The following is a 23,629-nucleotide window of genomic DNA, read 5'->3' as shown; positions in this document are numbered from 1 at the left end:
ATGCATATTTTAGTTTGGGTGGCTAAAAATGGGCAAAAAGGCTTAAAAAAGCCCTAAAAAGCCAAAATTCACATATATGGGGCAAGATTAAGCACCAAAAAAGTGCATGTGCCTTATTGAGGGGATTTGTGACAAATCCATGAATACCCAAACCATCAATATCGCTTCATGCATTAAGCATTCAACCCATTTTTTTATTACAACCAGTAAGGAGCATTAAATGAAAACTTTACACAAGACAGCAATCTCTGCAGTCGCAGCAGGCCTATTAAGCGGTTTGGCATATACGCCAGCTTTTGCCGCTGATGAGCCAGAAGCTAGCCCGATCACTGCAAACGTAACAGTAGTTAATGACTATCGTTATCGTGGCCTTACACAGTCAAACTTTAAGCCAGCGATCCAAGGTGGCTTTGACTATGCTCATGAGAGTGGTTTTTATATCGGTAACTGGAATAGTTCTATTAGTTGGATAGGTGATGGATATGGCACTGCTGCTGCTACTAGGCAGGCTACAGTATCTGCTCCAGTAGAGATGGATTTCTATGCCGGATTTAAAAAAGAATTTATTGGAGAGGGTTTTGCTTCAGATTTTGGGGTGTTGCAATACTTTTATCCATCTAGTGGCATCCCAAGTATTTCTCTTCCTAGAAACGCAACGCCATCAACCAATACAAACACTCTTGCTGGTGGACGTCAGTCTGCTGGTGTGAGCCCCAATACTACTGAATTGTATATTGCTCAAAACTTTACATTTGGCGCCCTTTCTGGTTTTGCAAAATTCTCTTATGCTGTTACACCTTTATTCGGAATTTATAACAGCACTGGATCCTATTATCCTGACCTCACATTAAATTACGATACTGGTGTTATGGGTATTACTCTAAATGGTCACGTTGGATATCAATATGTGTCCAATAATCCCTCGGCCTATGACTATAGCTATACGGACTATAAGTTAGGGTTAACTAAGGATTTTGGTGGTGGACTATCAGCAGCAATTGCATATGTGGCCACTAATGCTAAATCTGTTTCAGGAGCTCCAATTTATGCAACACCTCAAAATGCTAACGCAGGCAGATCGGGCGGCTTGATTTCTTTAACAAAGACTTTCTAATTTCCACCTCTGAACGGAGAAACACATGAAATTAATTACCGCAATCATCAAGCCCTTCAAGCTTGACGAAGTGCGCGAAGCTCTCTCAGAAGTTGGAGTTTCGGGCATCACCGTCACTGAAGTTAAAGGCTTTGGTCGTCAAAAGGGTCACACCGAGTTGTATCGCGGTGCTGAGTATGTTGTCGACTTTTTACCTAAGGTAAAAATTGAAGCTGCTGTTGAAGATGGCATCTTGGAGCGTGCGATTGAAGCAATTGAAAAATCAGCACGTACTGGCAAGATTGGTGATGGCAAGATTTTTGTCTCTCCAGTCGAGCACGTCATTCGTATTCGTACCGGTGAAACCGGTGCATCAGCACTTTAAAGAGAGGTTCAAAATGTTAACTTGGATGAAACGACTCATTGCTGGTGGTGCTATGGCCTTGGCTATTGGTGCTACTGGTGTTATGGTGACTTCGCCAGCGCATGCTGATGAAGTTAAAAAACCAGCAGTGACTGCTCCTGCCGCAACTCCAGCAGCTGCAGAACCTGCCCCCGTTCTTTGTTCCGAAAAGTGCAACAAAGCTGATTCCGCATGGATGATGGTATGCACAGCTTTAGTGTTGTTAATGACACTTCCTGGCTTGGCTTTGTTCTACGGTGGTTTAACACGTAGTAAGAATATCTTGTCTATCTGTATGCAATGCTTCATGGTGTTTTCATTAATTACAGTGCTCTGGTCTATTTATGGCTACAGCTTTGCATTCACGGAAGGTGGGGCATTTGTTGGCGGACTTGATCGTTTGTTCTTGGGTGGGATGACTCCGGACTCAGTAGCGGCAACTTTTAGTAAAGGTGTTGTCATTCCTGAGTTTATATTCATGGCCTTCCAGGCAGTGTTTGCAACAATTACTTGCTGCTTGATCATCGGCTCTTTTGCTGAGCGCGCTAAGTTCTCTGCAATCTTGGTCTTCATGGTCCTTTGGTTCACATTTAGCTACTTGCCAATCGCTCACATGGTTTGGTTCTGGCCCGGTCCTGATGACATCAAAGATGCTGCATCACTCGAAGCCATTACAGCTCGTGCCGGTTGGTTGTGGCAAAAAGGTGTTCTCGACTTTGCTGGCGGTACTGTTGTGCACATCAACGCTGCGGTTGCTGGTTTAGTTGGTTCCTTTGTGATCGGTAAGCGTTTGGGTTATGGCAAAGAAGCAATGAAGCCACACAACTTAGTTTATGTAATGACTGGCGCTGCACTCTTGTGGTTTGGCTGGTTTGGTTTCAATGCAGGTTCAGCACTCGAAGCAAACGGTAGCGCAGCATTGGCTTTCGTTAATACTTATTTAGCTACCGCTGCTGCAGTATTGGGTTGGTCTGTTGCTGAGTGGGTTCTCAAAGGTAAGCCTTCTATGTTGGGCGCTGCTTCTGGCTGCGTAGCTGGCTTGGTTGCAATTACTCCTGCCGCTGGTTTTGCTGGCCCAATGGGTTCTATCGCAATTGGTTTGTTCGCCGGCGTAGTTTGCCTCTGGGGAGTTACTGGCCTGAAGAAGATTTTGGGTTCAGACGACAGCTTGGACGTATTCGGAGTTCACGGCGTAGGCGGTATTTCTGGTGCATTGTTGACTGGTGTATTTGCTGATCCAGCATTGGGCGGTTCTGGTATTTGGGACTATGTTGCTAATGCTGTTGCTCCTGACTACTCCATTGCTAGCCAATTATGGATTCAAGCTCAAGGCGTGATCACTACCGTAATTTGGTCTGGCGTTGTTTCTTATATTGCCTTCAAATTGATCGATATCGTCATCGGTTTGCGTGTCAAGGAAGAAGAAGAGCGCGAAGGCTTGGATATCAGTTCACATGGTGAGACTGCATACGAGTCTTAATTAGTAGATTTACCCCTCACTGGGCGGCTTTTTTGGCTGCCTAGTTTTAAGCGCGGGATCCTCGGATCCCGCGTCTTTCTTTTAATAATCTTACAATGGTGGAATGGTTCCACATCTCATCACTGCCCTAAGCGGCCCTTTGCTCGAATTAGAGTCAAAGGTGTTAGAAGCTACCCCAACGATTGAGCGCTGGTTTAGGCTGGAATGGCAAGAACATACCCCGCCATTCTATTGTTCAGTAGATTTAAGAAATTCTGGTTTCAAACTAGCCCCAGTTGATACCAACCTATTTCCTGGTGGATTTAACAATCTCTCTCCACAGATGTTGCCTTTGGCTGTGCAGGCAGCAATGGCTGCGATTGAGAAGATTTGTCCAGAAGCCAAAAATTTATTACTGATTCCTGAGCGCCACACTCGCAATACATTCTATTTGCAGAATATTGCGCGCTTATCTTCAATCTTGCGTCAGGCTGGACTCAATGTTCGCCTGGGTACTTTCTCTGAAGAGATTAAGAAGCCGACTTGGATTGAGTTACCCGATGGTAACCGTTTATTGATGGAGCCTCTAGCGCGCTTAGGATTAAAAAAACAGCGCTTAGGCTTAAAAGATTTTGACCCCTGTTCTATTTTGCTCAATAACGATTTATCAGCTGGTATTCCACCGATTCTGGAAAACATCCACGAGCAATACCTATTACCTGGACTGCATGCAGGTTGGCACATCCGTCGTAAGTCAAATCATTTTGCTGCTTATGAAGAAGTAGCCAAGAAGTTTGCTAAGGTTGTTGATATCGATCCTTGGATGATTAATCCCTACTTTATGAGTTGCTCGAATGTCAATTTCCATGAACGTAAAGGTGAAGAGGAATTACAAACCGCAGTGGAGCAAGTGCTGAAAAAGACTGCCAAGAAATATCGTGAATATGGCATTAAAGAGAAACCTTATGTCGTAGTGAAGGCCGATGCCGGCACTTATGGAATGGGCGTGATGGTAGTGAACGATCCCACTCAACTCAAGGGGCTGAACCGCAAAGATCGCAATAAGATGAGTGTTGTCAAAGAGGGTCTTGAGGTAAGTGATGTCTTAATTCAAGAGGGTGTTTACACCTTTGAGAAGGTGAACGAGGCAGTTGCAGAGCCTGTGGTGTACATGATTGATCGCTACGTGATTGGTGGCTTCTATCGTGTGCATACTGATCGTGGCCCAGATGAAAATCTCAATGCCCCCGGAATGCATTTTGTACCATTAGCATTCGAGCAAAACTCCATGCCAGATCTTGCTGCTAAGCCTGGTAGCGCAGCTCCGAATCGCTTTTACCTCTATGGTGTTGTTGCCCGCTTAGCATTACTAGCGGCTTCACTTGAGCTTGAGAGATCTGATCCAGATATGGAAGCAGCATAAATCAATGCTGAGAACTTAATAGAAGAATATGGATCTTTTATTTATTGCTGACCCTCTCGAATCTTTCAAGATTAAAAAAGATTCCACTTTAGCGATGATGCGGGTTGCTCAAGAAGCTAGTCATCGTTTGTGGTTCTGTCAGAGCCGCAATATTTTGTGGAAAGACAATCTCGTTATGGCCGACTGTCAGTCGCTCATGATTAAGCCTAGCTCTACATCTTGGTTTGAGTTGGGTGAGATTGAATCAAAGGCACTCAATACATTCTCTGCGGTACAAATGAGAACTGACCCACCGTTTGATATTGAGTATCTCAATGCAACGTGGCTTTTATCTGCCGCTAAGAAGCAGGGCACAAGAGTGTTGAATGATCCTACTGCAGTACGCGATCACTCCGAGAAACTTTCCATCACTGAATTTCCTGAGCTGATTCCACCAACACTGGTGACTCGCGAACTGAGCGCGGTGGAAGAATTTCATCAAGTGCATAACGATATCGTCATTAAGCCACTGGATGGTATGGGCGGCATGGGTGTCTTTCGGGTGGGGCCTGATGGTTTGAACCTCGCCAGTATTGTTGAGACATTAGGCGAGAATGGCGCCAGAACTCTGATGATTCAACGTTTCTTGCCTGAGATCGCTGATGGTGATAAGCGTGTCTTATTGATTGGTGGCGAGGTTGTGCCGTTTGCGTTGGCTCGCATTCCTCAGGGTAACGAGATTCGTGGCAACTTAGCAGCAGGGGGCAAAGGTGTGGCAATGTCTTTAAGTGATGTCGAAAAGCAAATCGCTGAAAAACTTGCTCCCATCCTCAATCAACGCGGTTTATTCTTAGTTGGCTTAGATTTAATTGGCGGCTATTTGACGGAGATCAATGTTACTAGCCCAACGTGTTTTGTTGAAATTACTGATCAAAGTGGTTTTGATGTTCCGCAGTTTTGGTTAAAGGCTCTAGAGAGGACATTGTCATAACATGACTGGAATCGTAATCGTTGCCCATACTCCTGTTGCAAGTGCAATGCTGAGTTTTGCAGAGCATACTTTTGGTGTTGTACCAGAACGTGTAAGGGCGGTGGATATTCCCCCTTATGAAGACACTAAGGTGAGTTTTGATCGGTTACTAAAGGCTGCTTATGTTGTGAACACTGGTAATGGTGTTCTCATCCTGACAGATGTGATGGGTGCAACCCCAGCGAATGTTGCATCCAAACTAGAAAGTTTGGGCCCATTATCGGGATTGAATACCCCCGTGATTGTATTGGCGGGATTAAATCTGCCGATGCTCATGCGCTGCATATCTCATCGTGGCGAAGGCTTAGAAGAGTTGGCTAAAAAAGCCTTAGCTGGCGGGCAGAATGGAATATTACGTCTTGGTATAAAAGTAGATCAAGCATAAAGGGAGCAGGGTTGAATGCCAGTTGCTGAAATTGAGATTATTAATAAGTTGGGACTCCATGCGAGAGCATCGGCAAAGTTGTCTCAATTGGCCGCCCAATTTCCTTGCGAAATATTCCTGTCACGCAATGGACGTCAGATTAATGCTAAGAGCATCATGGGTGTCATGATGTTGGCAGCAGGTATTGGAAGCACAGTCACACTTGAAACGGTAGGCGATAAAGCAGATGAGGCTATGGGAGCGCTGACAGCATTAATCAATGACCGCTTTGGAGAGGGCGAATAACAATGACGTTCGCGCTGCACGGCATTCCGGTATCAAAAGGCATTGCTATCGGCAAGGCGGTACTGATTTCGCGAGCAGCTTTAGAGGTTAGTCATTATTTAGTTGAGTCTGGCAAAGAAGACGCTGAAGCCCAAAAATTATTAGATGCATTTGATCAAGTACGTTTAGAGCTAGCTCAGTTGCGCTTGGGATTGCCCAAGGATGCTCCGCAAGAGATGGCGGCATTCTTGGATGTGCACAGCATGATCCTGGCTGATCCAGCGTTGGCCGAGAAACCCATCAAGCTCATTCGTACTCAGCGCTTAAATGCTGCTTGGGCTTTGACTACAGAGTTAAATGATCTTTTAGAGCAATTTTCTGAGATTGAAGACCCTTATTTAAAAGAGCGCGCAAATGATATTCGTCAGGTGGCTGAGCGTGTGATTAAGGCGCTTAATGCACAGAAAGATGCGCTCAACGAATCTGATTTCTTGCCATCGAGTGAGGTTGGAGTCGAATCCATCATTGTTGCTCACGATATTGCGCCACATGATATGTTGCGCTTCAAAGAGCATGCCTTTACTGGTTTTGTTACTGATTTAGGCGGTAAAATATCGCATACCGCTATTGTTGCGCGAAGTATGGAAATTCCGGCAGTAGTCGGTGTGCGCCATGCTAGTGAAATGATTCGCCATGGTGATTGGCTGATTTTGGATGGCGAGCAGGGCGTAGTAGTAGTTGCTCCTGATGAACACTTATTAGCTGAATATCGCAAACTCCAAACTCAGGTATTAAAAGAGGCTCGCAAGCTTCAGCAACTAAAACATGCCAAAACAGAAACGCTTGATCGAGTAGATATTGAACTCTTTGCCAATATTGAGTTGCCCGAAGATGCTGTGCAAGCCGTAAAACTAGGTGCTGTTGGTGTTGGTCTATTCCGCTCCGAGTTCTTATTTATGGATCGCAAGCAAGCATTGCCAGATGAGGAGCAGCAATATCAAGAATATCGCCGTGTAGTTGATTTGATGCATGGCTTGCCAATCAATATTAGAACTATTGACGTAGGTGCTGATAAAGCACTAGGTGCAGGCGGTACCGATGTATCGCAAACGGGCACATCACCATTGGGTTTGCGGGCGATTCGTTGGTCACTAACAGAGCCAGAAATTTTCTTGACACAGCTTAGGGCTATTTTGCGAGCATCTGCTCATGGTCAGGCACGCATCATGATTCCGATGCTCGCGCATGCAAAAGAAATCGATGAAACTTTTCGCTTGATCGAAAAAGCAAAGCAACAATTATTACAACGTGGACAGCCTTTCAATCCGAATATTCAAGTTGGCGCCATGATTGAAATTCCGGCTGCTGCTCTCGTCTTGCCTTTGTTTATTAATCGTTTTGATTTCTTATCCATCGGAACAAACGATTTAATTCAGTACACCTTAGCAATTGATCGTGCAGACCATGCAGTAGCACATTTGTATGATCCCCTGCATCCTGCCATTTTGCATTTATTAGCAAATATTATTGAGCAGGCAAAGCGTGCTAATGTGCCGATTGCAGTCTGTGGTGAGATGGCTGGTGATCCTACCTTAACCAAACTATTGCTCGCAATGGGATTAACGGATTTCTCGATGCATTTCAGTCAACTGCTACTAGTAAAGCGTGAGATTCTGCAAGCTAACGTAGGGATGTTGAAGTCCCGATTACCTAGAGTGCTGAAGGCTTATGAGCCAGAGGCTCAAGCAAAAGCTTTAGAGCGTTTAATAGCTTAGGCTTTAGTGGTTTTTGCTGCAGACTGGACAGTCAGCGTTGCGTGTAATGCGAATCTGATCTACCTGAGTAGTGCGCGCGTTCCAAAGCAACATCCGCCCTATGAGGGGCTCTCCAAATTGAATTAATACTTGCAAAGCTTGTGCTGCTTGAATGGTGCCAATAATGCCGACAAGTGGTGAGAAGATGCCCATCGTGGCACAACTCACCTCTTCAAATGTTTCTTCGGGTGAGAAGATGCAGGCATAGCAGGGAGATTGTTTATCGCGGGGATCAAATACTGAGACTTGACCATCAAAGCGTAATGCAGATCCTGAAACTAAAGGTTTTTGGTGTTGAACGCAACTGGCATTAATGAGATGTCGGGTTGAGAAATTATCTGTGCAATCTAAAACAATGTCTACGCTCGGTAGAAGCTCATCTAATAAGGATAAATTCGCTTTTGATTGAATGGTTTCAACTTGAATGCCTGGATTGAGTTGTTGCAAGAATTGCTTGCCTGAGACAACTTTACTTTTACCCACCATGGCCTCTGTATGCATAATTTGGCGTTGTAGATTAGTCAGTTCAACATCATCATGATCTACGAGGGTGATATGCCCTACCCCGGCAGCCGCAAGATAGGGGGCAGCTGCGCTACCTAGGCCGCCAGCACCAATCACCAACACATGTGCATTTAAGAGCTTCTCTTGCCCTTCAACGTCAATATCTTCAAGCAGTAAATGCCTGGAGTAGCGAAGTAGCTGCGCATCATTCATTAACAGACCAAAAAAGAATTACTCAAGCTTGGAAGAAGAGCGCTTCACCGGTTGCCCATTAATAAACGCAAGGGCTTGACTGAGCATGAAGTCATCCGCGCTACCAAGCTCAGGAGGCTTCTTATTTTTTTCTTTCTCTTTTTCCTCAGACGTTTTCTTGGCATTTTTCTCTTCAATGCGCTGTAACTCTTCGAGACGGCGTTGTTCCCGATCTTTAATCAGCTTATCTTCTGCAGATTGTTTGTTGCGGAGGTGTTTTTCACTATCAATCTCACGGGTAATCAATACATCATCTGGATCGCCATCTTTATTTTGATCTACGGGGATGTCAGGCTTGATACCATAAGCCTGAATAGATTTGCCACTAGGTGTGTAGTAATACGCAGTGGTGATCTTCAGAGCTGAGTCATTGGTCAGTGGGCGAACGGTTTGCACTGAGCCCTTACCAAAGGTAGTTTTTCCAATAATGGTTGCACGTTTGTAGTCTTGCAAAGCGCCCGCAACAATCTCAGATGCCGAAGCTGAATAGGCGTTCACTAAAACGACCATCGGAAGTTTTTTGAAGATTTCAGGTACACCTGCCAATGGATCGCCGGGCTCACTCAGGCGATACATCGCTGGCGTCGCATTAAATACTTGCTTGGAGTCAGCTGCTTGTCCTTTGGTTGAAACAATAACCGCATCGGCTGGAAGAAAGGCTGCCGCTACACCGACTGCACCTTGCAATAAGCCACCACCATTGTTACGAAGGTCAAGAATGATGCCTTTGAGTTTTGGATCTTGATTGGCAAGATCAGTTAATTTTTTTGCTAGATCAGGAACGGTACGTTCTTGAAAGCTTGTAACCCGAACCCAGGCAATATCGTTATCCAAAATTTTGGCTTTGACAGATTGCACCTTAATTTCTGCGCGGGTAATGGTGACTGGAAAGCTACGTTCTTCACTCTTGCGATATACAGTCAGGGTAATTTTTGTACCAGGTGTGCCACGCATAGTGCGTACCGCTTTATCAAGAGACATACCACGCACAGGCTTATCATCGAGTCGGGTAATTAAGTCTCCTGCTTGCAGGCCTGCACGGGCAGCAGGACTATCTTCAATGGGATTGAGCACTTTAACAACACCATCTTCTGAAGTAATTTCAATTCCTAAACCAGCAAACTTCCCAGAAGTTTGTTCCTGCATTTCAGAAAAATCTTTTTTATCCAAGAAAGTGGAGTGAGGATCTAGGCTGCTTACCATTCCTTTGACAGCATCCGTTAACAGTTGCTTGTCTTCAATCGGCTCTACATACTCCCGTTTGATTTGCGCAAATACATTAGAAAGTGTGCGGAGTTCATCTAAGGGCAGCTGCGTGCCTTGTTGGGCTGTTGCAGAGAGCTGGATAGTGGCAGCTACACCTGCGATCAGGCCAACCGTAATGAGAGCAAAGTTTTTAAGAAATTGACGCATGTCTTGTATTAGTCCAGATAGAAATGTTGAATTGGTTTGAGGTTGTCATCTAACTCATAAACCAGTGGAATGCCATTGGGTACATTGACTTCCATGATGGCCTCATCGGACATCTCGTCAATATACTTAATTAAAGAGCGAATGCTATTACCGTGAGCTACTAATAATACGCGCTTATTTGCTTTGAGGGCTGGAGCGATAGATTCATTCCAAAGTGGTAGTACACGTTCAACATTGTCCTTCAGACACTCGCCAAGCGGAATATCGGCAGCATTTAATTTTGAGTAACGACCATCATTTTTGAGATTACGCTCATCATGTGCTTCAAGTAAGGGTGGGCGAACATCATAGGACCGACGCCAAATATGGACTTGTTCATCGCCATACTTGGCCGCAGTTTCTGCTTTATTGAGACCAGTCAGCGCACCGTAGTGACGCTCATTTAAGCGCCAGCTATGTACTACTGGGATCCACATCAGATCCATGGCGTCCTGAATGTGCCACAGTGTTCGTATAGCGCGCCTTAAAACCGAGGTATAGGCAATGTCAAATTCATAGCCTGCTTTTTTGAGACTTTTCCCTGCAGCTAGGGCCTGTTCTGCGCCTTTTGGGGTTAAGTCAACGTCAGCCCAGCCAGTGAAGCGGTTTTCAAGGTTCCAGGCGGATTCGCCGTGACGAATAAGGACAAGTTGTTTCATAGAGCCATTCTATAATCCGGTGATGAACTTTCTCACGCAAATTGATAATTTAGCGCTGATTGCCCTCTTGCTGGTTTCGGGCGCAGCGCTCTTCTTACCTACATTATCTACGCTTATTAGCGGAAAAGGCTTGTCGCCTACTGAGGCGACGATTTGGATAAACCGCCGCAAGGCCCATGTTTTGGACTTGCGCACCGAGGAAGCATTTAAAGCAGGGCATTTACCGGGCGCAAAGCTAGCCAGCATGGCGAATCTGATTGGTGCGATTGAAACCTTGAAATTGGATCGTAAACGTCCCTTGGTATTGGTTTGCGATAACGGTAGCCAGTCACGCAAAGCCTTGGCACAAGTACAAAAGCTCGAATTTGTTGAGGTTGGCGTTTTAGAGGGTGGCGTTCAAGCCTGGAAAACGGCCGTTCTCCCATTGGTTAAGTAAGGGAATCTATGCCGCAAGTAACGATGTACAGCACTACGGTTTGCCCATACTGCGTTATGGCAGAAAAACTGTTGCTTAAAAAAGGTGTCAGTAATTTAGAAAAGATTTTGATTGATCGCGATCCCGCACTGCGTGAAATCATGATGACTCGCACTAGTCGTCGCACTGTTCCGCAAATCTATATTGGCGAGACTCATGTTGGTGGCTATGATGATTTAGTTGCTTTGGATCGCGCTGGTAAGCTCGATCCTTTATTGGCTTGATAGACTAAAAACATAAAGAAAGTTTGTGATGACTGAACAATCTTCCACTCCTAATGCAGCAGGAGCTGAATCCAATGATCCTTCATTTCGCATTCAGCGAATTTACCTGAAGGATTTATCTTTAGAGCAACCGAATGCGCCTGAAATCTTCCTAGTGATTGCTGAACCACAGGTGCAAGTTGAGGTCGACGTTGCTGTTAAACGCATGAGTGATGAACTCTTTGAGGTTGCATTAAGCTCCACCATAACTGCACGTGTTGAAGGCAAGGTGCTCTTCTTAGTTGAGGGTAATCAAGCTGGTATTTTCGAATTCAACAACATTCCTGCTGAGCAAGTGAATCCCATGTTGGGCATCACTTGCCCTACGATTTTGTATCCATACTTGCGCTCGAATATGGCTGACGTTATTACTCGTGCGGGCTTCCAGCCCATTCATCTAAATGAAATTAATTTTCATGGCATGTACGAGCACAGATTAATGCAAGCACAGCAAGCAGCTGGCGGCAATGCGGGTGACAGTGCAGATGAAAGTAAAATTATTCTTCCAAATTGAGCACAACAGCTAGGTCACAGATGATGAAAGTGACGCTGCTCGGTGCTGGTGCTTGGGGCACTGCAATGGCCTCTCAGGCGGCGCGTCAGCTTCGGGCGGTAGATGTGTGCTTGTGGTCTCGCAGTGAAAAACAATTGCAAGCAATCGCACAAAGTGGCGAAAATCAATCTTATCTACCAGGCATTTCATTGCCAAAAGATTTGCTCCTGGAAAGTGATTTTGCAGCTGCTATCAAACGACTTGGGCCTGAAGATCTTTTAGTGATTGCAACTCCAATGTCTGGGCTCTCAGATACCATTGCTCATGCTCTCAAAGTTGCCCAGCACCCGCTCAACATTGTTTGGTTGTGCAAGGGCTTAGAGCCATCCACAGCATTGTTACCACACCAGGTGGTTGAGCGTGAAGACAAGTTATACAGCCATGGCTTGAAACATACTTATGGCGCTCTATCTGGACCGAGCTTTGCGCACGAAGTTGGCGCCGGTATGCCTTGCGCATTAACGATTGCCAGTGCTTCAACCCAACTGTGTGAAATTGTTCAGACAGCTTTTCATCACGGCAATATGCGGGTGTATTCAAGTGATGATTTGATTGGCGTTGAATTAGGTGGCGCAGTGAAGAATGTATTGGCGATTGCTGCAGGTATTGGCGATGGCTTAAATCTAGGTTTGAATGCGCGTGCGGCAGTACTCACTCGAGGCCTGGCAGAGATGATGCGCTTAGTAAAAGCTGCCGGTGGTAAATCTGAAACCTGTATGGGCTTAACAGGCGTTGGCGATCTGATTTTGACTGCGACGGGGGATCTTTCTCGCAATCGCCGTGTAGGTCTTGAGTTGGCCTCAGGCAAGTCCCTAGAACAGATCTTGGCAAGTTTAGGTCATGTTGCAGAGGGCGTTTTATGTGCAGCCGCAGTGGGCGATCTTGCAAAACGTTTAAATGTAGAGATGCCAATTACAGCGATGATGGGTGAAGTGCTTTCTAGTAAGCTTGATCCCAAAGAAGCATTAAAAAAACTGATGGGTCGCGACCCCAAAATTGAATCCTAAGTCACCTGTAGCTTTACTTACCACCGACAAGACCATTCTGGCGCCAAGCTTCGTAGACCACGATAGCTACCGTATTAGATAAGTTCAGGCTGCGACTGCTATCTTGCATTGCTAGACGCATTTGATTTGCTGTAGGAATGGAGTTGCGCACCTCATCGGTAATGCCCTTGGTCTCAGAGCCAAAGACGAAGTAATCGCTGGCAACATACTGACCATCATGAAACTTTCCGCCGCCTTTGGTAGTTAAAGCAAAAAGATGTTGAGGATCAGGCTGTTCATTTTTTAAAAACTGCGCCCAATTGGTATGTACTTGAATACTCGCAAACTCGTGATAGTCCAAGCCTGCCCGACGTAATTTAGCATCTTCCATTGGAAAGCCTAAGGGCTCAATCAGATGCAGTTTGGCTCCCGTATTAGCACAGAGGCGAATGATGTTCCCCGTGTTGGGCGGAATTTCAGGTTCGAATAAAACAATATTAAACATGCTGCATTTTCAATTCATTTAGCAAATGATCAAGTCAGTCTAGTGGTTCTCAGTAATACCCAGTTAATCACGCGTAACACTCCAATATCTTTGAGAATACGCGCAATTTCGTTCAGTGTCGCGCCACTGGTCATGACATCATCAAAGACAATGACCGTCTTGTCAGTCAAGCGATCCACATATTGAGTATCAATATAAAACATCTCATGAATAGCATCATGCCTCGCATATAAAGTGTTGCGCGCTTGATGGCTTATATGATGATGACGTTTTAAGGCATACGGCAACTTTTGCATGTCCTTGTTGGAGCAAATTTTTCTTGCAATCTCCCAGCTTTGATTAAATCCTCTGGCGAGTAATTTTTCTCTACTCAAGGGAACGGGAAGCAAGTAGTCTGCAGAATATGGCTCTAATCGAGTAGATTGAATTTGATTCCACGCTTTAGCTAGCCCATGCGCAAATGCAATTCGTTTCTGATATTTAAGTTGGTGCAAAGCATCTTGCAAAATACCGTTATAACGATCAAGGCAATGAGTTTCGTCATACCACGGAGAATGCTGCTTGCAGTGGAGGCAATGCTGCCCAGGAAGTTCTTTAAATTGAAGTGGAATACCACATTGATAACAACACTCGTAATGAATAAGGCTATTACTCTCCAGTACATTCAGACATAAATTGCAAATGTATTGCGCTTGAAATTGCTGACAGGCGATACAAGCTGTCGGCAATATTTGTGCGCTGATTGAATAAACAAGCTTCTCTAGAAATTGCATGGGGCGATGAGTATACTGAGCCAATGACCCAGCCAATCAGATGGTTACAAGACGAAATTGCAGACCGCATGTTGCAAAAGCTTGATATCGTCAAATTAGATGCCAAAGATGTTTTAGTCATCCCCGATTTTTCTGGAAAACACTTTTCTTCTTTTGCAAAACGTTTTCCAAAAGCCCGTATTCATAGCATTACTGAAGAAGGCCTATCTAGTTTTCAGTTGTGGCGCACTAAGGTATTTGCAAATTGGCGATCATGTTTGCGTACCAGCAGAACTAACTCCATGGCAGACTATCTCAACACAGGAAAATTTGATCTTCCTGACCATTCTGTTGATTTGGTATTTAGTGATCTTTTATTACAAGACCTTGCCGATCCCAAATATTTTTTGCAGGAGTGTTGGCGCGTGTTGCGTGAGGGCGGCCTCATTGCATTTAGCTATCTGGGTCCCGACACTGGGAAAGAGTTGCGCCCTCTACAAGCCCCATCTTTTCAGTTTAAAAATTTATTAAGCCCTTGGGATATGCACGATATGGGAGATGCTCTGATGGCAGAGCGTTTTTCAGATCCCGTAATGGACATGGAGCTCCTGACTCTTGATTATGAAAAGCCAGCACTTTTAATGGCCGATGTGCAGGCACTGAAATTGGCCAACCCAACCGCGAATACAGAGCATGAAATTGCAGATTTGCCTCAAAAACTCACCTTAGAGGTGGTTTATGGACATGCCTGGGCTCTTGGCAAGTACCTTGCAAAGGCGGAGGATAGCGTTGCCTATATTGATGTAAATCAAATTGGACGCAAGACTAGGCAATATCCTGCTTAAGTGTAAGTGTTTACTATCATTTAAACCTAGATCAAGATTGAATAGAGCTGGGTTGTCCTTGTTTGTTCTTGAACTTAATTAACCCTATAATCATTGGCTGATGTATTGGCTTTAGACCGCATTTTGAGCATTCTGTGGTGCATTTTGCTGCAGTGCTCACGACAATCAATAGAGAATAAGATGAATTTATTTGGAAAAGTCACTAGGGCTTCGCTCTATCTTGCAGCAGCCTTCGGCACTGCTTTTGCATACGCTGCTGAAAATATGCCAGGTGGCCCAGCTGTAAACCAGCTGAATTTCGCTGCCCCAGCAACCAAAATCATGCAAGAAATCCATTGGTTGCACTGGATGATGTTGGTGATCTGCGCACTTATTTTTGTTGGCGTATTTGGCGTCATGTTTTATTCGATTTTGAAGCACCGCAAATCATTGGGGCATAAGTCAGCATCATTCCACGAAAGCACAACTGTTGAAATTATTTGGACAGTCATTCCCTTGCTCATCGTGATCGGTATGGCATTACCAGCAACTAAAACAGTTGTTGCAATGAAAGACACTACAAACTCTGACATCACGATTAAGACTACTGGTTATCAGTGGAAGTGGGGTTACGACTACATCAAAGGTGAAGGTGAAGGCATTAGCTTCGTATCTACCTTAGCTACCTCACGCGAAGCAATTAACAACCTCGCACCAAAATCAAATACCTATTTGATGGAAGTAGACAACGAAATGGTTGTGCCTGTTGGCAAGAAGATTCGTTTGATTACTACAGCGAACGATGTGATTCACGCATGGACTATTCCAGCGTTTGGCGTAAAGCAAGATGCCATTCCAGGATTTGTTCGCGATACTTGGTTTAAAGCAGAAACCATCGGCACATTCCGCGGTCAGTGTTCTGAGCTTTGCGGTGCAGAGCACGCTTTCATGCCAATCGTTGTAAGAGTAGTTTCAGAAGAGGATTACACGGCTTGGGTTGCGCAGAAAAAGAAAGAGATGGGCGCTGGAGGCGAAGATCCCTCCAAGGTTTACACCTTGGATGAGCAAAAAGAACGCGGTGCCAAAGTGTATGCAGCGAACTGTGCAGCATGCCACCAGCCAAATGGCAAAGGTGCAGGCGCATTCCCAGCTTTGGATGGCAGCAAGATGGTCTTGGGTCCAAAAGCTGGCCAATTCAATATCCTGATCAATGGAAAGGGCGCGATGCCGAAATGGGCTGGCGTGATTTCTGATGGCGATATCGCTGCAGTCATGACCTATACCCGTAACTCGTGGAGCAATAAGACGGGTGAAGTCATTCAGACCCAGGAAATTATTACTGCACGCGGCGGCAAGTAATTCAGATTAACTAATATAGATAAAACGAAACCGGAGTAATTCATGAGCACAGTCTCTACTACCCACGATCACGCACACGATCATGCGCACGATGATCACACGCCACATGGTTGGCGCCGTTGGTTGTTCGCAACCAACCATAAAGACATCGGCACGATGTACCTGATCTTCTCGTTTGTTAGCTTATTAGCTGGCGGCCTGATGGCTTTGGGAATTCGTTTGGAATTGTTCCAGCCTGGTTTGCAATTCTTCCGTCCAGAGTTCTTTAATCAATTAACTACGATGCACGGATTGGTGATGGTGTTCGGTGCGATCATGCCAGCCTTCGTTGGCTTTGCTAACTGGATGGTGCCATTGCAAATTGGCGCATCGGATATGGCATTTGCGCGGATGAATAACTTTAGCTTCTGGATTCTGCCAGTCGCCGCAACCTTGTTGTTGAGCTCATTCCTGGTTCCTGGCGGCGCACCTGCAGGCGGCTGGACTATCTATGCACCTTTGACCTCACAAATGGGTCCTGGCATGGATATGGCAATTTTCTCACTCCACTTGTTGGGTGCTTCTTCCATCATGGGATCGATCAACATCATCGTTACCATTTTGAATATGCGCGCTCCTGGTTTGACTTTGATGAAGATGCCAATGTTCTGTTGGACTTGGTTGATTACTGCTTACTTGTTGATCGCGGTGATGCCTGTTTTGGCTGGTGCGATTACGATGGTTTTGACTGATCGTCACTTCGGCACTTCATTCTTCTCTGCTGTTGGTGGCGGTGACCCAATCATGTTCCAGCATATTTTCTGGTTCTTTGGTCACCCAGAGGTTTACATCATGATTCTTCCGGCATTTGGAATCGTCAGTGAAATTGTTCCTGCTTTCTCCAGAAAAACCTTGTTTGGTTACAGTTCCATGGTTTATGCAACATCGTCTATTGCGATCTTGTCATTCATCGTTTGGGCTCACCATATGTTTGCAACGGGTATGCCGGTCACTGGCCAGCTGTTCTTTATGTATGCAACGATGTTGATTGCTGTACCAACTGGTGTGAAGATTTTTAACTGGGTCGCAACTATGTGGAAAGGGTCGATGACCTTTGAAACTCCAATGCTGTGGGCTATTGGTTTTATCTTCGTTTTTACGATGGGCGGCTTTACTGGCTTGATCCTGGCAATGGCTCCGATTGATATTGGCCTGCAAGATACTTACTACGTTGTAGCGCACTTCCACTATGTTTTGGTAGCGGGTTCCTTGTTTGCGATGTTTGCAGGCTTCTACTACTGGTGCCCTAAGTGGACTGGCTATATGGCAAATGAAACTCGCGGCAAGATCCACTTCTGGGCTTCCATGATTTTCTTTAACATTACCTTCTTCCCTATGCATTTCTTGGGTCTCGCAGGTATGCCACGTCGTTATGCAGACTACCCAACTCAGTTTGCTGACTTCAATTCTATTGCCTCGATTGGAGCGCTCGGCTTTGGTTTGGCGCAAGTGTACTTCTTGTTCTTTGTAGCACTGCCTGCTTATCGCGGCTATGGTGAGAAGGCTCCAGCCAAGCCTTGGGATGGTGCTAAGGGTTTAGAGTGGACTGTCGCTTCACCAGCCCCACACCACACTTTTGAAACACCTCCTAGTGCAGAGCAGTTGCGTGAAGCAGGAATTTAATACGTCTTCTCAACAAGCCCTAGCAGCGAATAATCGTCGCTTAGGGCTCATTCTTTTGAGCATTGCTGCAGTGTTCTTTATTGGCATTGTGATGAAGTGGAGCTTTTTGGGTTAATCCCACTTTGCCTACATGATAGTTACTCAATCTGCTAACCGCCAAATCTTACTGAAGCTACTCATTGCTTCAGTAATGATGTTCGGCTTTGGGTATGCGTTGGTGCCAATGTATAAGGCATTGTGTGAAGTTACTGGTATTAATGTTGTCACGAGCAAAAATGATTATGGCGTTAGGGCATTTAGTCCTAACAAGGTGGGCAATACGCAAGTGAACTATGCCCGTACCGTCACAATTGAATTTGACTCTAATAGCCGCGGACCATTTACATTTAAGCCAGTAAAGAATTTTCTAGAAGTACATCCTGGTGAAATGACAGAGATTGTTTACGAAGTTACCAATAATCTTGGTCGCTCCGTGCGCGCTCAAGCAATCCCCAGTTATGCGCCAAAAAGTGCTACTGAGTTTTTTACTAAGCTGGAATGTTTTTGTTTTCAAGAGCAGACTTTGGCAGCCAATGAAACTAAGAAGATGCCAGTAGTGTTTGTAATCGATTCAGGCTTGCCAGATGATGTGAAAACGATCACCTTGTCGTATACCTTCTTTGAGTTAGGTTTAGGTGGTACTCCACCAGCGCCAAAATCAAAGGTAGTTTCGTGAAGAAAAAAAGTAGTTTTACGCAGTCTATGAAAGCCGTGATGTGGGGTTTTTTGGGAGTGCGTAAGAAATCAGGTTTGCAGGAAGATGTAGCGTCATTAAGTTTTGTACACATTATTATTGCGGGTGTTGTTGGAGCCTTGATTTTTATGGCTATCCTGCTCTTGATAGTGAAAGCAGTTGTGTCCCAATGATTATTTTTTGATTGATAGAGAGAATAAGATGTCATCCAATTCAACCCCACACTATTTCGTCCCTGGACTATCTAGACATCCAGCCATGGCTGCTATTGGTTTAATCGCCTTTGGCTATGGTATGACTGGTTGGGTCAATCACACCTCTTGGGGTGGCGCTATGAGTTTAGTTGGCGTGGCATGGATTTTATTTGTGCTCTACAACTGGTTTGGCGATACGATCGCCGAATCGAATTCTGGCAAGAATGGTGTCAACGTAGATATTTCTTATCGCTGGTCGATGGCATGGTTTATCTTCTCTGAAATTATGTTCTTTGCTGCATTCTTCTCCGCTCTTTTTTATGCGCGGAATATTGCAATGCCTTGGATGGGCGATGTTGAAAGCAAATTGATTTGGCCTAATTTCCAAGCAGTTTGGCCTAATGATGGCCCTGCTGGTTTGGTTGAGAAATTCACGACGATGGGTCCTTGGCCTATTCCCACCATCAATACTTTCTTATTATTGAGCTCTGGTGTCACAATTACTATCTCGCATCATGCTCTGGTTGAAAACCACATGAAGAAGGCCATCATTGCTCTGGCTGCTACAGTTGGTCTAGGCTTTATCTTCTTAGGCTTTCAGGCTTACGAGTACTACCATGCCTATCATGAGTTGAACTTGAAGCTGACTTCAGGCATCTACGGATCCACTTTCTTTATGTTGACTGGCTTCCACGGTTTCCACGTCTTTCTTGGTGGCACTATGTTGGCGATTGTCTTGCGTCGTATGATTCGTGGCGACTTTGCTTCTAAGCATCACTTTGCATTCGAGGGCGCTGCTTGGTATTGGCACTTCGTTGACGTTGTTTGGCTTGGTCTTTATATCGCTGTTTACTGGATGTAAGTTGAATAAAAAATCGGGGCGTTAAGCCCCGATTGATTTTTAGGTATCCCAGTATTAATAGCCGGAATAGCCGGTTTAGTTTGTGCCTACTTTGATGCCTGTAGATTCAATTAGGCCAAAGTAGTGAGCCAACAGAATCCCGATGAATAGCGCAAGCGATAGACCAATACGTAGCATGAGTGAGCGAACCATTCTGGAACTATTGCCCCTATCCTTCATCATGTAATACAGGGCTGAACCTAAGCTAGCAACAATCATTAGTAGGACAATCGGAATAATCCACTTCATCTTAAATCCTTATTTTTAAATCTCTTGAATAATCTTTTTACTGCTCTCATTGCTAAGCGCATAGTTGCTACTGTATCAGCCTTGCTGGTCATTGCAATTGCTTGTGCTGCGGGTATTTGGCAGTTGAGCAGGGCTGAGGACAAGATTGTCTTGGCGGCTCATTTATTAGCTCGGCAACAGATGCCAATATTGAGCGTCAATTCAAGCTCTTTAACTCTAGAAGATGCAAGTGAGCGTCGCATGATTGCTCGCGGCCAATATATTCCGGAGGCGGCTATTTGGTTGGATAACCGGCCAAGACCAATGCCTCCTGCTGGGAGCACGGCATCACAATCCGGTTTCTTTTTAATGATGCCTTTGCGTTTAGAGGGTCGCAATGAAGTGCTCTGGGTCAATCGAGGTTGGGCGCCGCGCAATAGTGCTGACCGAGAGTTGCTGCCCCCGGTTAAAACGCCTGCCAATGTGGTCAATATTGAGGGGATTGTATTCGCCCATCCTGGCAAGGTCTATGCCTTGGGCGAAAGTAAGCCCCCCACAGATACTGGTAAGCCTCGAATTGAGCAAAATTTTGATTTAGTAGGCGAGGGCATGCTACGAGCTTGGTCTCAAAGCCCTTTTATTTTGAGAGAGATTGATACGGGCATCGATGATGGTTTATTACGCGAGTGGGCTCCTCTGACAACTGGAGTCGATCGCCATTATGCTTATGCATTCCAGTGGTTTGCGCTAGCAGTTGCTGGTTTCTTATTTTGGTTGATTACTGGCCTGCGGCAATATAGGCGTCAGGATGTGAATGGGGATCAAGAGTGAGTGATAAAGAGTTATTAATTCCAGCTTCACAGATGGATGCATCAGCAATCAATGCGCGGACTCGTCGTGGCCGAATTCAAATGCTGTTGCTATTGCTCGCATGCGCTAGCCCGGTGCTCGCATCCTACTTTGCTTACTATGTGATTAAGCCTGAGGGTGGAAAAACAAATTTTGGTACCTTGGTTTATCCAGCCCAAGAATTTAATGGTGCTTGGCTCGATGCACCCTTGCAAGGCAAGTGGACTTTGTTGATTGCACGACCTGCAGGCGAATGCCAAATTAAAGATGAAAAGTGTGTTGAAGCATTATTTTTAATGCGCCAAACCAGAGTGGCAATGGGTAGAGAAAGTAAGCGCGTTCAGCTGATTTGGGTCAATACAGGTGGCAAGCTTGTAGACCCTGAGCTTTTGAAGGCTTATGACGAACAGACTGCGGGACTTAAGGTGGTGCCACTGCCTGCAGATCCTAAGTCACGAGCTGAATTTAATGCGTGGCTGAATAAAGAGGGCGCTGGAAAAGAGATTCAGTTGATTGATCCAAGCCCAGCGAAGATGATGTACTTTCCAGTGACAAACTCTCCTAAAGAATTTGCTAGTATCAAAAAAGATTTAGAAAAGCTCTTAAAGTTAAATCACAAGGGTGAAAGTTTGTAATGCCCAATCTTCTTTTGTTCTTGGAGTTGGCTGCTATTGCCATAGTATTTGCAGGGCTACCATTGGCTTATCTTTGGACTAGACGGGGGTATAGTTTTTTTCAGAAACTCAATTGGGTCTTGGTGTTTATGACTTTTGATCTGATCGTATTTGGGGCTTTTACGCGCCTAACGGACTCAGGTTTGGGGTGTCCAGATTGGCCTGGCTGCTATGGCACATCTAATCCATTTCATGCATTGAGCGATATACAACAAGCTGAAAACGCCTTACCCAGTGGCCCCGTAACTGTCATGAAAGCTTGGATTGAAATGATCCACCGTTATTTAGCGATGACTGTAGGTGCATTGATTTTGGTTCAAGTAGTACTGGCATTTAACAAAGTAAAGGCTTTGGGTAAAACCCCCTTCTTTGTTAGTCTGGGTTTACTTTTATTGGTCTGCATTCAGGGAGCCTTTGGTGCGTGGACTGTGACACTCAAATTGCAACCCATCATTGTGACGATTCATTTAATGTTGGCCCTTTTTTTATTGGCTTGCTTAACTGCTTATGCTCAACAAGCTTGGGAAGAAAAAAATTCTACAGTACGTACACTGCGTATCAAACCTTTGCCAGCTGCTCTTTTATTGACGGCTTTTATAGTACTCGTGATTCAAGTATTCTTGGGCGCTTGGGTTAGTACCAATTACGCCGTTTTGGCTTGTCCCGACTTTCCAACGTGTTTAGGTGCTGCTTGGCCAGAAACCAATTGGATTGAGGGCTTTACGCTGTGGCGTCAACTGGGTTTAAATGCGCAAGGTGAGTTTATTTCTCCAGTTGCGCTGCAGACAATTCACTGGGCGCACCGCTTATTTGCAGTGTTGGTATTCGTAGTGTTCTCATTCTTGGGTTGGAGGGCGCTGCAACTTGCAACTCCAGCAATACCAGGGCTGAAACGCTTCAGCAAGCTCTTATTTAGCCTGCTTGCTTTACAGATTCTGACTGGTATCTCCAATGTTGTATTTCAGTGGCCTTTATTAGCTGCTTTATTACATAGCGCGGGGTCTGCTGCTTTGGTATTCTGTTTAGTCAGAATGAGTTATTGGTCTTCTTGGAAGTCATTATGAGCACACCGAAAAGATCCGCTACAGTACCGATGCCACGTTGGCGTCAGTACTGGGTTTTAACAAAACCTAGGGTGACTCAGCTCGCAGTTTTTTGTGCAGTGATTGGCATGTTCTTGGCAATACCTGGCATGGTTCCGTATCCAGTACTCATTGGAGGTGTTGTAGGTATCTGGTTATTAGCAGGCGCTGCATTTGCGGTGAATTGTTTGATTGAGCAGGCGGTCGATGCCAAGATGAGGCGCACTGCATGGCGCCCTTCTGCAACAGGTGAAGTCACTCCATTCCATATTATTGTTTTCTCTATCATTCTGGGTGCTTTGGGAATGATTATCTTGTGGATTTTTTGTAATCCACTAACAATGTGGCTCACCTTTGCAACGTTTGTAGGCTATGCAGTGATTTATACCTGGCTACTAAAACCGGCAACACCACAGAACATTGTGATTGGTGGTTTATCTGGTGCCATGCCGCCAGCCTTAGGTTGGGCTGCAGTCACTAATACACTTTCTGCTGAAGCTTGGCTTTTGGTATTAATTATTTTTGTTTGGACGCCACCCCATTTTTGGGCCTTAGCTTTATATCGTCGCGATGACTATGTGCAATCTGGCTTGCCAATGCTCCCAGTAACTCATGGTGAGCGTTTTACGCTGCTCAATATTTTGCTCTACACCCTGATTTTGATTGCAGCAACTTTATTGCCTTATATCTATGGCATGAGTGGCATGCTGTATTTGATATCAGCAATTATTCTCGGTTTAATATTCCTGGCTTACGTGATTGCGCTATTTATTACCTATAGCGATGCATTGGCCAAGAAGACCTTTCGTTTTTCAATCACCTATTTGTCTTTGCTGTTTGCAGTATTGCTCATAGATCACTACTTTCTCTAA

General features: G+C 45.1%; 29 protein-coding genes. 23 read left to right on the top strand and 6 right to left on the bottom strand.

The features are described from left to right. The first annotated feature begins 220 nt into the window (after positions 1-220). From ICN35_RS09520 to ptsP, 8 genes are all read left to right on the top strand, one after another. Positions 221-1,114 carry a TorF family putative porin gene (locus ICN35_RS09520; RefSeq protein WP_216127083.1) on the top strand — a complete coding sequence of 298 codons (894 nt, stop codon included), beginning with the start codon at positions 221-223 and terminating at the stop codon, positions 1,112-1,114. Between the two features lie 25 nt (positions 1,115-1,139). After that, complete coding sequence (locus tag ICN35_RS09515) at positions 1,140-1,478, top strand: P-II family nitrogen regulator (protein WP_011903792.1); 339 nt, start codon at positions 1,140-1,142, stop codon at positions 1,476-1,478. 13 nt (positions 1,479-1,491) lie between these two features. Continuing rightward, a complete protein-coding gene (locus tag ICN35_RS09510; protein ID WP_215295942.1) occupies positions 1,492-2,976 on the top strand; it encodes an ammonium transporter in 1,485 nt (494 codons plus the stop codon). 103 nt (positions 2,977-3,079) lie between these two features. Beyond that, positions 3,080-4,378 carry a glutamate--cysteine ligase gene (gene gshA, locus ICN35_RS09505; RefSeq protein WP_216127080.1) on the top strand — a complete coding sequence of 433 codons (1,299 nt, stop codon included), beginning with the start codon at positions 3,080-3,082 and terminating at the stop codon, positions 4,376-4,378. Positions 4,379-4,406: 28 nt separating this feature from the next. Next, positions 4,407-5,348, top strand: a complete 942-nt coding sequence (gshB, locus tag ICN35_RS09500) for a glutathione synthase (protein WP_216127077.1) — start codon at positions 4,407-4,409, stop codon at positions 5,346-5,348. A 1-nt stretch (position 5,349) separates the two neighbouring features. Continuing rightward, positions 5,350-5,772 carry a PTS sugar transporter subunit IIA gene (locus ICN35_RS09495; protein WP_216127075.1) on the top strand — a complete coding sequence of 141 codons (423 nt, stop codon included), beginning with the start codon at positions 5,350-5,352 and terminating at the stop codon, positions 5,770-5,772. A gap of 15 nt (positions 5,773-5,787) precedes the next feature. Further along, positions 5,788-6,057: an HPr family phosphocarrier protein gene (locus ICN35_RS09490; protein WP_216127072.1), complete on the top strand. Its 270-nt coding sequence runs from the start codon at positions 5,788-5,790 to the stop codon at positions 6,055-6,057. A 2-nt stretch (positions 6,058-6,059) separates the two neighbouring features. Continuing rightward, the gene (gene ptsP, locus ICN35_RS09485; protein ID WP_216127069.1) at positions 6,060-7,811 is read left to right on the top strand and encodes a phosphoenolpyruvate--protein phosphotransferase; all 1,752 of its coding nucleotides are present in this window, start codon (positions 6,060-6,062) and stop codon (positions 7,809-7,811) included. Positions 7,812-7,814: 3 nt separating this feature from the next. Here ptsP and ICN35_RS09480 read toward each other — a convergent pair whose 3' ends face one another. Genes ICN35_RS09480 through gpmA form a run of 3 tightly spaced genes read right to left on the bottom strand, consistent with a single transcriptional unit; the run spans position 7,815 to position 10,717 of the window. Further along, the gene (locus ICN35_RS09480; protein ID WP_216127066.1) at positions 7,815-8,567 is read right to left on the bottom strand and encodes a HesA/MoeB/ThiF family protein; all 753 of its coding nucleotides are present in this window, start codon (positions 8,565-8,567) and stop codon (positions 7,815-7,817) included. Positions 8,568-8,585: 18 nt separating this feature from the next. Further along, positions 8,586-10,019 carry a S41 family peptidase gene (locus tag ICN35_RS09475; protein WP_216127063.1) on the bottom strand — a complete coding sequence of 478 codons (1,434 nt, stop codon included), beginning with the start codon at positions 10,017-10,019 and terminating at the stop codon, positions 8,586-8,588. A gap of 8 nt (positions 10,020-10,027) precedes the next feature. Next, entirely contained in the window at positions 10,028-10,717 is a 690-nt protein-coding gene (gene gpmA, locus ICN35_RS09470) for a 2,3-diphosphoglycerate-dependent phosphoglycerate mutase (protein ID WP_216127060.1), read from the bottom strand. A 22-nt stretch (positions 10,718-10,739) separates the two neighbouring features. On the opposite strand from gpmA, the gene ICN35_RS09465 reads away from it, so the two are divergent. Genes ICN35_RS09465 through ICN35_RS09450 form a run of 4 tightly spaced genes read left to right on the top strand, consistent with a single transcriptional unit; the run spans position 10,740 to position 13,015 of the window. Further along, positions 10,740-11,153 (top strand): rhodanese-like domain-containing protein, encoded by a 414-nt coding sequence (locus ICN35_RS09465; RefSeq protein WP_216127058.1) that lies wholly within the window; start codon positions 10,740-10,742, stop codon positions 11,151-11,153. Positions 11,154-11,161: 8 nt separating this feature from the next. Beyond that, entirely contained in the window at positions 11,162-11,416 is a 255-nt protein-coding gene (gene grxC / locus ICN35_RS09460; protein ID WP_216127056.1) for a glutaredoxin 3, read from the top strand. Positions 11,417-11,444: 28 nt separating this feature from the next. After that, a complete protein-coding gene (secB, locus tag ICN35_RS09455) occupies positions 11,445-11,969 on the top strand; it encodes a protein-export chaperone SecB (RefSeq protein ID WP_216127054.1) in 525 nt (174 codons plus the stop codon). A 23-nt stretch (positions 11,970-11,992) separates the two neighbouring features. Continuing rightward, positions 11,993-13,015, top strand: coding sequence for an NAD(P)H-dependent glycerol-3-phosphate dehydrogenase (locus tag ICN35_RS09450; protein WP_216127052.1), 1,023 nt, complete (start codon positions 11,993-11,995; stop codon positions 13,013-13,015). Between the two features lie 13 nt (positions 13,016-13,028). Here the strand turns inward: ICN35_RS09450 and trmL are convergent, their stop codons facing one another. Then, positions 13,029-13,499 carry a tRNA (uridine(34)/cytosine(34)/5-carboxymethylaminomethyluridine(34)-2'-O)-methyltransferase TrmL gene (gene trmL / locus ICN35_RS09445; protein ID WP_216127050.1) on the bottom strand — a complete coding sequence of 157 codons (471 nt, stop codon included), beginning with the start codon at positions 13,497-13,499 and terminating at the stop codon, positions 13,029-13,031. A gap of 29 nt (positions 13,500-13,528) precedes the next feature. Then, positions 13,529-14,272: a ComF family protein gene (locus ICN35_RS09440; RefSeq protein WP_216127041.1), complete on the bottom strand. Its 744-nt coding sequence runs from the start codon at positions 14,270-14,272 to the stop codon at positions 13,529-13,531. 23 nt (positions 14,273-14,295) lie between these two features. On the opposite strand from ICN35_RS09440, the gene ICN35_RS09435 reads away from it, so the two are divergent. The 7 genes from ICN35_RS09435 (at position 14,296) to ICN35_RS09405 (ending at position 19,885) form a co-directional block, all read left to right on the top strand. Next, positions 14,296-15,096 (top strand): methyltransferase domain-containing protein, encoded by an 801-nt coding sequence (locus ICN35_RS09435; RefSeq protein WP_255535790.1) that lies wholly within the window; start codon positions 14,296-14,298, stop codon positions 15,094-15,096. A 180-nt stretch (positions 15,097-15,276) separates the two neighbouring features. Further along, positions 15,277-16,434, top strand: a complete 1,158-nt coding sequence (gene coxB, locus ICN35_RS09430) for a cytochrome c oxidase subunit II (protein ID WP_215295928.1) — start codon at positions 15,277-15,279, stop codon at positions 16,432-16,434. A gap of 42 nt (positions 16,435-16,476) precedes the next feature. After that, positions 16,477-18,096 carry a cytochrome c oxidase subunit I gene (ctaD, locus tag ICN35_RS09425; RefSeq protein WP_216127038.1) on the top strand — a complete coding sequence of 540 codons (1,620 nt, stop codon included), beginning with the start codon at positions 16,477-16,479 and terminating at the stop codon, positions 18,094-18,096. Further along, on the top strand, positions 18,080-18,211 hold the full coding sequence (locus ICN35_RS11425) for a cytochrome oxidase small assembly protein (protein WP_215295926.1): 132 nt from the start codon (positions 18,080-18,082) through the stop codon (positions 18,209-18,211). Before ctaD ends, ICN35_RS11425 begins: the two co-directional genes overlap by 17 nt. 15 nt (positions 18,212-18,226) lie before the next feature. Then, complete coding sequence (locus ICN35_RS09415) at positions 18,227-18,811, top strand: cytochrome c oxidase assembly protein (protein WP_215295925.1); 585 nt, start codon at positions 18,227-18,229, stop codon at positions 18,809-18,811. Between the two features lie 26 nt (positions 18,812-18,837). Beyond that, positions 18,838-19,002, top strand: a complete 165-nt coding sequence (locus ICN35_RS09410; protein WP_215320960.1) for a DUF2970 domain-containing protein — start codon at positions 18,838-18,840, stop codon at positions 19,000-19,002. Between the two features lie 28 nt (positions 19,003-19,030). Continuing rightward, positions 19,031-19,885 carry a cytochrome c oxidase subunit 3 gene (locus ICN35_RS09405; protein WP_216127034.1) on the top strand — a complete coding sequence of 285 codons (855 nt, stop codon included), beginning with the start codon at positions 19,031-19,033 and terminating at the stop codon, positions 19,883-19,885. Between the two features lie 75 nt (positions 19,886-19,960). Here the strand turns inward: ICN35_RS09405 and ICN35_RS09400 are convergent, their stop codons facing one another. Continuing rightward, on the bottom strand, positions 19,961-20,173 hold the full coding sequence (locus ICN35_RS09400; protein ID WP_215295923.1) for a twin transmembrane helix small protein: 213 nt from the start codon (positions 20,171-20,173) through the stop codon (positions 19,961-19,963). A gap of 24 nt (positions 20,174-20,197) precedes the next feature. Here ICN35_RS09400 and ICN35_RS09395 point away from each other — a divergent pair, with 24 nt between their 5' ends. From ICN35_RS09395 to cyoE, 4 genes are read left to right on the top strand one after another with little or no spacing between them, the layout of a single operon-like run. Beyond that, entirely contained in the window at positions 20,198-20,983 is a 786-nt protein-coding gene (locus ICN35_RS09395; protein ID WP_255535789.1) for an SURF1 family protein, read from the top strand. Continuing rightward, a complete protein-coding gene (locus ICN35_RS09390; protein WP_216127033.1) occupies positions 20,980-21,636 on the top strand; it encodes a hypothetical protein in 657 nt (218 codons plus the stop codon). The genes ICN35_RS09395 and ICN35_RS09390 overlap by 4 nt, the downstream gene beginning before the upstream one ends. Then, positions 21,636-22,739 carry a heme A synthase gene (locus ICN35_RS09385; RefSeq protein ID WP_255535788.1) on the top strand — a complete coding sequence of 368 codons (1,104 nt, stop codon included), beginning with the start codon at positions 21,636-21,638 and terminating at the stop codon, positions 22,737-22,739. Before ICN35_RS09390 ends, ICN35_RS09385 begins: the two co-directional genes overlap by 1 nt. Then, the gene (gene cyoE / locus ICN35_RS09380) at positions 22,736-23,629 is read left to right on the top strand and encodes a heme o synthase (RefSeq protein WP_216127031.1); all 894 of its coding nucleotides are present in this window, start codon (positions 22,736-22,738) and stop codon (positions 23,627-23,629) included. Before ICN35_RS09385 ends, cyoE begins: the two co-directional genes overlap by 4 nt.

Source organism: Polynucleobacter sp. es-GGE-1 (assembly GCF_018882005.1).
GTDB lineage: Bacteria > Pseudomonadota > Gammaproteobacteria > Burkholderiales > Burkholderiaceae > Polynucleobacter.
Note: the sequence above shows the minus strand (reverse complement) of the source record. Positions and strands in the feature narration are given on the sequence as shown.

Coding starts and splice junctions, on each gene's coding strand:
- ICN35_RS09515 (WP_011903792.1), top strand. CDS start 1,140: ATGAAATTAATTACCGCAATCATCAAGCCCTTCAAGCTTGACGAAGTG.
- gshA (WP_216127080.1), top strand. CDS start 3,080: ATGGTTCCACATCTCATCACTGCCCTAAGCGGCCCTTTGCTCGAATTA.
- ICN35_RS09440 (WP_216127041.1), bottom strand. CDS start 14,272: ATGCAATTTCTAGAGAAGCTTGTTTATTCAATCAGCGCACAAATATTG.
- cyoE (WP_216127031.1), top strand. CDS start 22,736: ATGAGCACACCGAAAAGATCCGCTACAGTACCGATGCCACGTTGGCGT.
- ctaD (WP_216127038.1), top strand. CDS start 16,477: ATGAGCACAGTCTCTACTACCCACGATCACGCACACGATCATGCGCAC.
- ICN35_RS09490 (WP_216127072.1), top strand. CDS start 5,788: ATGCCAGTTGCTGAAATTGAGATTATTAATAAGTTGGGACTCCATGCG.
- ICN35_RS09450 (WP_216127052.1), top strand. CDS start 11,993: ATGAAAGTGACGCTGCTCGGTGCTGGTGCTTGGGGCACTGCAATGGCC.
- ICN35_RS09415 (WP_215295925.1), top strand. CDS start 18,227: ATGATAGTTACTCAATCTGCTAACCGCCAAATCTTACTGAAGCTACTC.
- ICN35_RS09400 (WP_215295923.1), bottom strand. CDS start 20,173: ATGAAGTGGATTATTCCGATTGTCCTACTAATGATTGTTGCTAGCTTA.
- ICN35_RS09475 (WP_216127063.1), bottom strand. CDS start 10,019: ATGCGTCAATTTCTTAAAAACTTTGCTCTCATTACGGTTGGCCTGATC.
- trmL (WP_216127050.1), bottom strand. CDS start 13,499: ATGTTTAATATTGTTTTATTCGAACCTGAAATTCCGCCCAACACGGGG.
- ICN35_RS09385 (WP_255535788.1), top strand. CDS start 21,636: ATGCCCAATCTTCTTTTGTTCTTGGAGTTGGCTGCTATTGCCATAGTA.
- ICN35_RS09465 (WP_216127058.1), top strand. CDS start 10,740: ATGAACTTTCTCACGCAAATTGATAATTTAGCGCTGATTGCCCTCTTG.
- ICN35_RS09510 (WP_215295942.1), top strand. CDS start 1,492: ATGTTAACTTGGATGAAACGACTCATTGCTGGTGGTGCTATGGCCTTG.
- secB (WP_216127054.1), top strand. CDS start 11,445: ATGACTGAACAATCTTCCACTCCTAATGCAGCAGGAGCTGAATCCAAT.
- coxB (WP_215295928.1), top strand. CDS start 15,277: ATGAATTTATTTGGAAAAGTCACTAGGGCTTCGCTCTATCTTGCAGCA.
- ptsP (WP_216127069.1), top strand. CDS start 6,060: ATGACGTTCGCGCTGCACGGCATTCCGGTATCAAAAGGCATTGCTATC.
- grxC (WP_216127056.1), top strand. CDS start 11,162: ATGCCGCAAGTAACGATGTACAGCACTACGGTTTGCCCATACTGCGTT.
- ICN35_RS09410 (WP_215320960.1), top strand. CDS start 18,838: ATGAAAGCCGTGATGTGGGGTTTTTTGGGAGTGCGTAAGAAATCAGGT.
- ICN35_RS09495 (WP_216127075.1), top strand. CDS start 5,350: ATGACTGGAATCGTAATCGTTGCCCATACTCCTGTTGCAAGTGCAATG.
- gpmA (WP_216127060.1), bottom strand. CDS start 10,717: ATGAAACAACTTGTCCTTATTCGTCACGGCGAATCCGCCTGGAACCTT.
- ICN35_RS09405 (WP_216127034.1), top strand. CDS start 19,031: ATGTCATCCAATTCAACCCCACACTATTTCGTCCCTGGACTATCTAGA.
- gshB (WP_216127077.1), top strand. CDS start 4,407: ATGGATCTTTTATTTATTGCTGACCCTCTCGAATCTTTCAAGATTAAA.
- ICN35_RS09435 (WP_255535790.1), top strand. CDS start 14,296: ATGACCCAGCCAATCAGATGGTTACAAGACGAAATTGCAGACCGCATG.
- ICN35_RS09520 (WP_216127083.1), top strand. CDS start 221: ATGAAAACTTTACACAAGACAGCAATCTCTGCAGTCGCAGCAGGCCTA.
- ICN35_RS09480 (WP_216127066.1), bottom strand. CDS start 8,567: ATGAATGATGCGCAGCTACTTCGCTACTCCAGGCATTTACTGCTTGAA.